Source organism: Fusibacter paucivorans, from assembly GCF_018390735.1.
Lineage (GTDB): Bacteria > Bacillota > Clostridia > Peptostreptococcales > Acidaminobacteraceae > Fusibacter > Fusibacter paucivorans.
On record NZ_JAHBCL010000027.1, the window covers coordinates 57887 to 66715 of the forward strand.

The following is an 8829-nucleotide window of genomic DNA, read 5'->3' on the forward strand; positions in this document are numbered from 1 at the left end:
TAATAGATATATTTATCGTTTGATTATAGCTTACAACGTTTCCACAAAAAAAGCAATCGCCAGCGCCTTATTCTAACCAGACTTTAACACTGTCTCAACATCAAAAAAGCCATACCCCATTAGCAGGGTATGACTTTAATATCAATAATAACAAATAGGAATGGTGTTTTCCTCTTATCATCTGTAAAAGAAGCCTAGAGCGACGATGGCATGGGTTTTATCATGGTCCACATGCCGATTGTTTCAAATCCCAATCGATGGTAAATGCTGCCCGCTTTCGGATTATCATAAAATAGGCACAGCGTCTTGCCTTCTTCCATGACATCACGGCATAAGGCGCTCATGCAGGCACTGACATAGCCCTTGTTGCGATAAGCAGGCAATGTTGCAACGCCAACAATCATCGCAGAAATTGAATTCTCTGCAGATGTTTGCGCAACTGCGGTCATTACGCCGTCTTCATTTTCAATATAGTAGATGCGGCCTGTACGTGTTTCAATTTTATGTGCAGTCGCTTCAACCGTCGTCCTCGTGCCGGCAAATTCTTCAATCTGGTCAATCAGTTCAACAACGCGCGCAGCGTCTTTTGGCTGTGCAACCTGTATGTTGGCACTTACATCGTGCCGATCATTTAGTTTTTCGATCGCGGCTATTTCACAGAAATAGGTTTCTTTGGTCACATTATTCGGCAAAAAACCTTCAAATGGTGCCACTCTTCGCTTTTCGCCTGAAATCACTTTTGGATCAGGAAACTGTGCGATTATCGCTTTAAATGCCGAAACATCAAATACTTCTTTCTTAAAATAGGGAATAAAGCTTTCACGGTATCTTAACAGCACACCTTCAAGCTCATGCTGATCGTCAAACTGTCCCCATACTTCTTGAAAATCGGTATCAAAACCAAAGGCCTCAATATCACCAATTAGAAATAAGTTGATGGATGGCTCTTCGCTTAAAAAAGCCATGGTCATTTCAGTGTCTGCTGCTGTAAGTTTTCGGATCATTTGCATCATGCCTCCCTGTTTAAATTTCAACTATTATAGCACAGAGGGCGTAAATGGCAAGATGCATTACAAAATCTTAAAATTTCATGTTATACTTAAGGGCAACCGCAAACATTAAAAGGTGATTACACCGACTGAAAATGCGCAAATACACATCGCGAAATCGTTTATAGAAAGGCGTTCATTTATGATTAATCTATTATTCGTCTGTCATGGCAATATTTGCAGAAGCCCAATGGCAGAATTCGTTATGAAACACCTCATTCACACCCATCACCTAGAAGCACACTATCACGTTGAGTCCGCCGGCACGAGCAGCGAAGAACTTGGAAATCCCGTATATCCGCCCGTTAAGAAGCTTCTCAGCCAGAAGGGAATTGACTGTTCCGGCAAAACAGCCCGTCAGCTCAGCGCTGCCGATTATGCGGCTTTTGATGTTATCATCGGTCTGGATTCTGCCAATATGCGCAATATGATGCGTTGTTTTGGCGGCGATCCCGAAGATAAGTGCACCTTGTTACTGGATTATACCGACCATCCGGGAGATGTTGCAGACCCTTGGTATACACGTGATTTTAATGCAACGTGGACAGATGTCTACGCTGGCTGCGAAGGCCTTTTAGCACATTTGGAAGCAACTGAAAGCTGGTAGGCATCCAATTCACTTTGATTGTGGAGGACAATGGTCTTTGCCGCATAGCGTTTTAAAAGTGCCGCGTAGTGCTTGCGTTTTGCCGCACTTCTCCCGTCGAAGAGGATCCATTTGATAAATTCAATATCCAGTTTTTCGATACAGCCATTTGCCATACTCGGCCGCACCTGATTGCGATGCGCTCGATAGCGTTTCCATACACGCCATAGGCACTGCCATCTTGAAAAGTTCATATAGATAATGGTATCGGCCATTTGCAGTCGTTCTGCCTGTGCAAAGCCACTGTAATTGCCATCGATCACCCAGTCATCCTGTGTCATAAACCTATCAACCATGGCAAGCGCTTCATCGCGATCACGTTCATGCCAGTTTTGTTTAAACTGAACGGTGTCTAAGTGCAGCACAGGAATATGATATAAATCGCCCAAAAATGCGGACAGTGTTGACTTCCCGCTACCGCTATAACCTAATACTGCTATTTTCATCTCGGAGTTCCCGCCTCTCATCCACTTATCAAATATATTTTTCACATCTCAATGACATGTCAGTATCGTCGTTACACTTTATTTAGGTATTTTTTTTAGATAACGCCGAACGCGTTCGTCCTCCACCGTTATGATATCTTTCAGTTCACAGCCATTGGCAAGCATCGTCCGATAAGAAGCTGCATTGTCCGCATCACAGGTTATAAGCACTTCCTTAATGCCCCGATTAAACGCACAGTCTAGTCCCATTTTCAGCATGTCTGTTGCAATTCCCTGTCTTCTGGCATCCGGCCGGACGCCATAGCCAATATGCCCGCCGACCCTTTCCAGCGATTCGTTAAGCACATGCCTAAGGTGCAATGCACCTACAATTTGTCCTCGTTCATCCAGCATAAAATAGAGTGTTGCCGGAACAAATCCCCGTTCATAGGCTGTATCAGTTTTAGCAATTGACCAGTCTTCCAATAACGCTTCATAAGTCATGCCTCGCGGACTTGCTGCATAGGGTACAAAATGATCGCCTGATTTTTCCCACGCGTTAATATAATCTTCATATGCTGCTTTTAACGCAGCTGTCGGTTCCACAAGCTGCATTTTCTGAGTACACATTTGGATGCCTCCTGTTTGTTAAAATTTTTTTGGAGGAAACATTTTTTTGCAAATTCACCCTATTTATATGTGAAGTCATTGTCGCATTTGCTTAGTTATAGCTCATTTTATCACTTTCACGCGGTAAGGTTTTATTTTTTAGATAAACTGTCATAAAAATGTCATTGTAAGCAATCTCATCATTAACTGACGATGTAATTTTGATTGCATAATAAAAAGACATCTTCAGATGTCTTAGCATTCAAGCCATTATTAATCCTAAACGTATTTCTCATATAACTCAATACGATTGGCCACTTCCAGTTTTTTATAAATGTTGCGATTATGCGATTTTGTGGTATGCGGTGAAATATAAAGCGACTTGCTGATTTCAGCATCTGTCATGCCTGATACGAGCAATTCAAATACTTCAAATTCTCTTCTGGTGAGTACCGCTTTGACTTCATCAATTTTAGCTTCAGCTTTTTCAGGATCTTTCGATGCAATGACAAAGACAAACTCGTTGTTCTCTAAAAATTCCGATAGACGTCTGTTTAACGGATAGACAATAACCAGACACAAAAAAACGATTCCGATCCCTACAAGGGACAGCGTCATCTTGTCAACACCCATTGACATCAGGTGCATGCCGAGCAGACTTCCCGACCATACGCCAAATACATTAATGGCCAATCCCGTTCCAAAAAGACCTGCAGGATTTTCAACGCTGTCAAAATTGGTAATCATCGTATGCCACCAAAACAGATCAAAAATGCCGCACGCCGCCAACATAACCGTGCAGATTACCACAAATGCCACAGCTGTTTGTCCCGTTAGGGCAAATAGAATAAAGGTCACGCCCCACATTGCCAGTCCAATATAGAGATATTGAAACTTATTGGTTTTAACAAGCTTCGACAATACATAAATCGCCCCAATGTAAGGCACATTCGTATAAAGGCTCGTCAGCAGCGGGAAGGATTCATAGTAGGGATAAATCACCGAAAACATGATGCCCGAGTTAATTGTAATGATAAAAATAAATAGAAAAAATATCCAGTATTGACGCATCGGTACAAATGGATGTCGCCTTTCCGGTTCAACCAGTGTTAAGCGTTTTTTTACGGCACTTTTCTCCATATCGCGTATATCAATGCGCGAAAATTGAAACCACCCATAGCCCAAAAGAAGCGTAATCACTGCAAAAGCAGGCATCGCTCCAATATTGTTTGCCAAAATATGCGCCAATATCAGTTCGAGGTTGCCAAAGATTAATAGCATTGCGGCAATCGGTCGTCTTTCATCATGCGGAATGCCTTTAAAAATTAAATAAGCAAAAGCCGTAATAACGACGCCGGCTAAAAAAGCATCAAACGGAATAATCAAAAACCATTCCCTGCTGTGTGTAAACGGCAGCAGCATACTGCTCAGCAATACGGCGCCTAGCCCCAGCTGACCCACTTGTTTAGCGCGTTTAACATCTTTAACGAAGAACTGGCTTAAAAATAAGCCGGCAAAATGGCTAAATACGGTAACCGTATTAACGAGATCGCCGTTAATGCCCTTCATATCTGCCAGCGCAAAGAGCACCGGTCCTTCATAGGGAAGTGACATTACCCAGCCAAAGAGAATAGAAAAACTAATAATTATTCGCCATTTATTATCATCTTGTGTCATAAAAACTCCAGTTGTCATAAAGTTTATTGCTCTATTATATCACAGCAAACGTGCATTTTCGCATTGTATTTTTATGTCAACATATAAATTCCCTTGCAATTACAGTAGCTTCTTCATACAGACACTATAGGGCAAATGTTCGTAGGGACCATAATTTGGAATAATATCGTACCCTAAGTGCTGATAGAGTTCAATGGCTTCATTTTGTTTTGTTCCGGTTTCTAAAATGGCTTCCTGATACCCTTCAGCTCTCGCTGCTGCTTCAAGTGCCGTCAAGATCATTTTTGCAATGCCCTTGCGCCGCATATTTGGCGAAACAAACACTCTTTTTATTTCGACGGAGATGGCATCATACACTTTATAACCGCCACAACCTACGGCTGTCTCATTATCATAGACGACCATGACGGTATTGATTTTTTGAACGCCGTTATGCGCCTGATACTGCTTCTGCGATTCACCATAACGCGATACCAAATCCTCATCCAATGTACGAATAAGGGCTAAAAAGTCAGGGTCATTTTGATTCGTTTTTACAACGCGCATTCACACAACCTCCTTAAATTATCAAGTCGTTTAAACCGTTGCATTTTCCAGCAAAGTCAATGTTTTGGCATTGCAGTTTATCTCTGCTTGAATCCCATATGGCAAAATACCCGTTGGAAAGGCATGTCCAATATTGACATTATAAAGTATTGGCAGATCCGGACGCCCAGCTTCACGGCCAACCACCTTTGTTAGCACCTCTTGATAATCTTTATAGTATATTTCCCCCTGAGGTTTCCCAACAATAATGCCATTGATAACATCAAAAATCCCCTGTGTCGCCAAATTTCGAAGCACATATTTAACAAAGTCCGGCGACGGTTTGTCTTCGCTGGTTTCGATAAACAAAAGAGCGCCTTCCCAAGCAGATAAATCCGGCCATATACTGGTCCCTATACACATGGTAAAGACATCTATACAGCCGCCGAGCAAATGCCCCTTCACACGGCCTTCTCCTTGCAGTAGCTCATAGCCGTGAGCTTCCGGTTTCATCTTTCGCGGAACATTTTGATTCGCCTCACACCAAGGGATATATTCGTCTGACCATTCTGGACTCGATATGATCTTGAAATCTTTTGTTGCTTCAAAGAGCATTTTCTCAACGGCATTTGCTGTATACGGCAGCATTTGAACATACTCGCCAAATTCGCACATAATAGATGGGCCATAGAAAGATATAAGTCCCGCCTGATACAACATGAAGTGTGTAATGGTCGTATCTGAATAGCCCATGAATACCTTTGGATGTGCTTTGAAAACACCTTTGTCAACATAAGGCAATATTCGAATACTATCATCGCCGCCAATGGCGCTGAAAATGCCATCAATATCAGGATTGCAAAAAGCATCCATTAAGTCCTTCGCCCTTAATTCAGGATGGGCTTCAATAAAATCAGAACCACTTAATGCATGCGGCATCGTAACGACATTGAGCTGAAAATCTTCTGTCAGACGTTTCTTTGCTATTTCGTATTTATGCAGCAGTTCCGGATCGCCAAGGCCGCCCCACGAAAGACTTACGATGGCAATGGTGTCACCGGGCTTTAATCGTTTTGGTTTTATCATCTTATGTTCGGACAGCTCAAGTGCCGTTATTATAGTTTGACCCATTCCATATCCTCCCTGTATCTTTTGCTTTTTAACAAACGTCGTTATACGATTTAATCGTTGGAGCTTGTTGTCCACGTTTGCCGCTTTCAAATAAAGCGTTGCATTTATACCAATAGATCATTAGTCTTTAGAGACATTGAATCATCTTTGCAACCCAATCTGCATCCATCCTGACGAGTCTGTTCTTCTTGAGATTATTGCGCACAATCCACTTAATGTGCTTTGATTTACCATTATCAACAAGTGATTCAAATCGCTTCATCCCGTAATCCGGCAAAGCGACAATCGCAACACTCCAGCCGTAGCCAAGCGCCTTACGCAAAGCTGTTTGTGCTTCCGTCAGCTTATTAGCAGTATCAAAGACTGTCATGGTTATCTCATATAAGCTGTCGAGAACGATTGCTGCATCAATATAATCCTTTAACAGTGCCGGTTCACAAAGGCCGGCTACATAGGCACGCTGTTGGAAAGGACTGCCTGTTTTTAATGGCGTCATTGCCGATAGCAGTTCTGAAGGCTTCATCCCCACAGACGCTTTTTGAAAGCCAATGCATACGCCTTCTCTAACGCGCCAGCTCGGGTGTTCTGCATAATGCATTGCCAACGCGGTTTGTTCTGAGCGGTTATGCGCAATTGATGCTGCAACGCCGCACATTAATACAAATGTCTCAGGATTATTGGCATCCTCAGCAAGAGTAGATGCGTCAAGGCACATTTGACGCTCCATTTCCGTTGCATAATCAATAAAAGTATCCAATCGTTTAAGGTTGCCTCTAGGACCGGGCAAATTAGATTCTTGCATCAACACCTTTTTGCGCTGTTTAAGTACCTCCTCTAAAAGGCGTGGCTGAATAGCCGGGTAGGTCAATCGTTCCGGCAGCGTGTCAAAGCCTTTGACTGTTTCAATTTCATACTGCAAGGTGTCATTCATTTCGAAAATATCAGCAAAGAAGAGCCCCCCATAGCTGAGACTGCTTTCTCTTTCAACACTGTATACACAAATCGGTATCATTTGAAATGCATTAGCAGCCGTCTCTTCAATAAGCTCTCGATTTGCAGCGGCCAGAATGTGCTCCCCCTCTTCTCTATGTCCGCCGGGTACTTCCCACGAAGTACGCTCACGATGTTTTACAAAGAGCAATTGCCTTTTGTAACGGGCAATCATCACAGCATATTTTAAAGGTACTCTATCGGCTAGTTCCCAATCATAAAAGTCTATTTTCATCTTGTGCTCCAATCTGCTTTATAGCCTTCATTTTTATTGCATCTGAATTACGTTTACACGATTAGGCTTATTGATCAGAAATACTGATCATGTCAAATCATAAGTGTGTCTGGCTACCATTGCTGAATCGTATCATGTATTTTAAAGCCTTCAAGTGTGACCAGCGGTTTTAGCGGTCGGTTCGATCGTTCAGCATTGCGGTTTCCTTCCGCATCTGTAGACCAATGCGTCACAACACCATTTTCCAAATCATAAATCATTTCATCAGCATCTTCCGGCAGTGTGTCGCCGTTAAAATATGACCCTTGCGTTACTTGTATAAGATTCCAGCTTGATTCTTGCCATTCAAATACATAGGATTCGTACCATCGCCAATTGCTGCCAGCATAATAGTCAATTATAAATCGACCGCTTTCCAGTGTCACCTTTTCAAAAGGGTCTCCCCAGATACCACCTTCATCTTCATGCAAAACGACATCAAGGCCAATCCCTGCGACTTCATACTTGTTCCTGTCAGTTCCTTTGAGTACGACAATGCCGCGATCCGGAACACTTGTGTCCGATGTATCGTGATCAGTTGCTTCCGCTGCTGATATACTGTCGCTACTTTTTTGAATAACAAAAATTTGGTCATCTATGCCATCATTATTAAAATCACCTTTTGCCGATGCCCATTCATCACTGCTATATTGCCATCCCTCAGGTAAATCCGGCAATATCTCTGTAAGTTCAGCCGCTTCTTCTGTACGTTCAGCTGCTTCTTCTGAAGAAACTTCTTGTGAATTCGATTCAGGCACGCCGGTTTCCTGCTGTAACCCGCAACCTGTTAAAAAGATGCACATCCACATGATGAGCACCTTTTTTAAAAGCACCGAGCAGCCTTCTGTATGTTCATGGTAAAAGTTATTCATGCTTTTATTTTCTCCCATTCATAAGCATCTATTAAACCGCTCACTTACATCCAAAACGGTCGCTGTTGTGTAATCCATAGTATTTATTGTGTTGATCGCTTTTCCACTTCTGTGACACATTCGTTTTTAAGTTTCCCAACGAGGAATTGCAATGCATCAATAACATGCGGTCTGATATCACCACCGACAAGAACGAGCATAATATTATCGCCAACAACGAGTTCACCTTCATTTAACCATACACGTGCATGAAAAATACCCGGCATTTTTAAAGTTTCTGCAACCGCTGCATCCGCTTTTGCCGAATCGTAACCAAAGATCATGCCCGTCACCGCAGTGCCATCATCAATCCCTTGGCGTACTTTTGCCTTTGGGGTTTGTCTCACAACACCATTGTGAACGAGATACATGCCTTCATCCAAAGCACTTTGATCATGCTTAACAGCTTCTAGCCATGCATCAATTGAGGGCATTTCATTTTTTAGTTGTTTTTCAGCCATACGAGCCTCCTGTATTTGGCAATAATAAAATACATGAAATGGCAATTAAAAATACAATTGCCAGATAACGACTTTACTTGGTTAATGCATACCGCTTTCTGTAGCTCTCTTTGTTGAAGAGAAGCAAGTGA

Annotated in this window: 10 protein-coding genes; 1 reads left to right on the plus strand and 9 read right to left on the minus strand. The window is 42.5% G+C overall.

All coding sequences use genetic code 11. The features are described from left to right. Positions 1–194: 194 nt before the first annotated feature. Complete coding sequence (locus KHM83_RS14630) at positions 195–1004, minus strand: GNAT family N-acetyltransferase (protein WP_213237777.1); 810 nt, start codon at positions 1002–1004, stop codon at positions 195–197. Between the two features lie 187 nt (positions 1005–1191). On the opposite strand from KHM83_RS14630, the gene KHM83_RS14635 reads away from it, so the two are divergent. Continuing rightward, positions 1192–1656, plus strand: a complete 465-nt coding sequence (locus tag KHM83_RS14635; protein WP_213237778.1) for a low molecular weight protein-tyrosine-phosphatase — start codon at positions 1192–1194, stop codon at positions 1654–1656. Here the strand turns inward: KHM83_RS14635 and KHM83_RS14640 are convergent. The 8 genes from KHM83_RS14640 to KHM83_RS14675 form a co-directional block, all read right to left on the minus strand. Next, positions 1602–2141 (minus strand): DNA topology modulation protein, encoded by a 540-nt coding sequence (locus tag KHM83_RS14640; RefSeq protein WP_213237779.1) that lies wholly within the window; start codon positions 2139–2141, stop codon positions 1602–1604. The two genes, KHM83_RS14635 and KHM83_RS14640, sit on opposite strands and share 55 nt — an antisense overlap. Before the next feature lie 78 nt (positions 2142–2219). Then, entirely contained in the window at positions 2220–2750 is a 531-nt protein-coding gene (locus KHM83_RS14645) for a GNAT family N-acetyltransferase (protein WP_213237780.1), read from the minus strand. Between the two features lie 258 nt (positions 2751–3008). Further along, the gene (locus KHM83_RS14650) at positions 3009–4406 is read right to left on the minus strand and encodes a response regulator transcription factor (RefSeq protein WP_213237781.1); all 1398 of its coding nucleotides are present in this window, start codon (positions 4404–4406) and stop codon (positions 3009–3011) included. Positions 4407–4505: 99 nt separating this feature from the next. Next, positions 4506–4952: a GNAT family N-acetyltransferase gene (locus KHM83_RS14655; RefSeq protein WP_213237782.1), complete on the minus strand. Its 447-nt coding sequence runs from the start codon at positions 4950–4952 to the stop codon at positions 4506–4508. Positions 4953–4982: 30 nt separating this feature from the next. After that, positions 4983–6062, minus strand: coding sequence for a S66 family peptidase (locus KHM83_RS14660; protein ID WP_246543127.1), 1080 nt, complete (start codon positions 6060–6062; stop codon positions 4983–4985). Positions 6063–6189: 127 nt separating this feature from the next. Further along, positions 6190–7287, minus strand: coding sequence for an NUDIX hydrolase (locus KHM83_RS14665; protein ID WP_213237783.1), 1098 nt, complete (start codon positions 7285–7287; stop codon positions 6190–6192). Positions 7288–7400: 113 nt separating this feature from the next. Then, entirely contained in the window at positions 7401–8198 is a 798-nt protein-coding gene (locus KHM83_RS14670; protein WP_213237784.1) for a hypothetical protein, read from the minus strand. Between the two features lie 83 nt (positions 8199–8281). Then, positions 8282–8698 (minus strand): molybdenum cofactor biosynthesis protein MoaE, encoded by a 417-nt coding sequence (locus KHM83_RS14675; protein WP_213237785.1) that lies wholly within the window; start codon positions 8696–8698, stop codon positions 8282–8284. Positions 8699–8829: the final 131 nt, after the last annotated feature.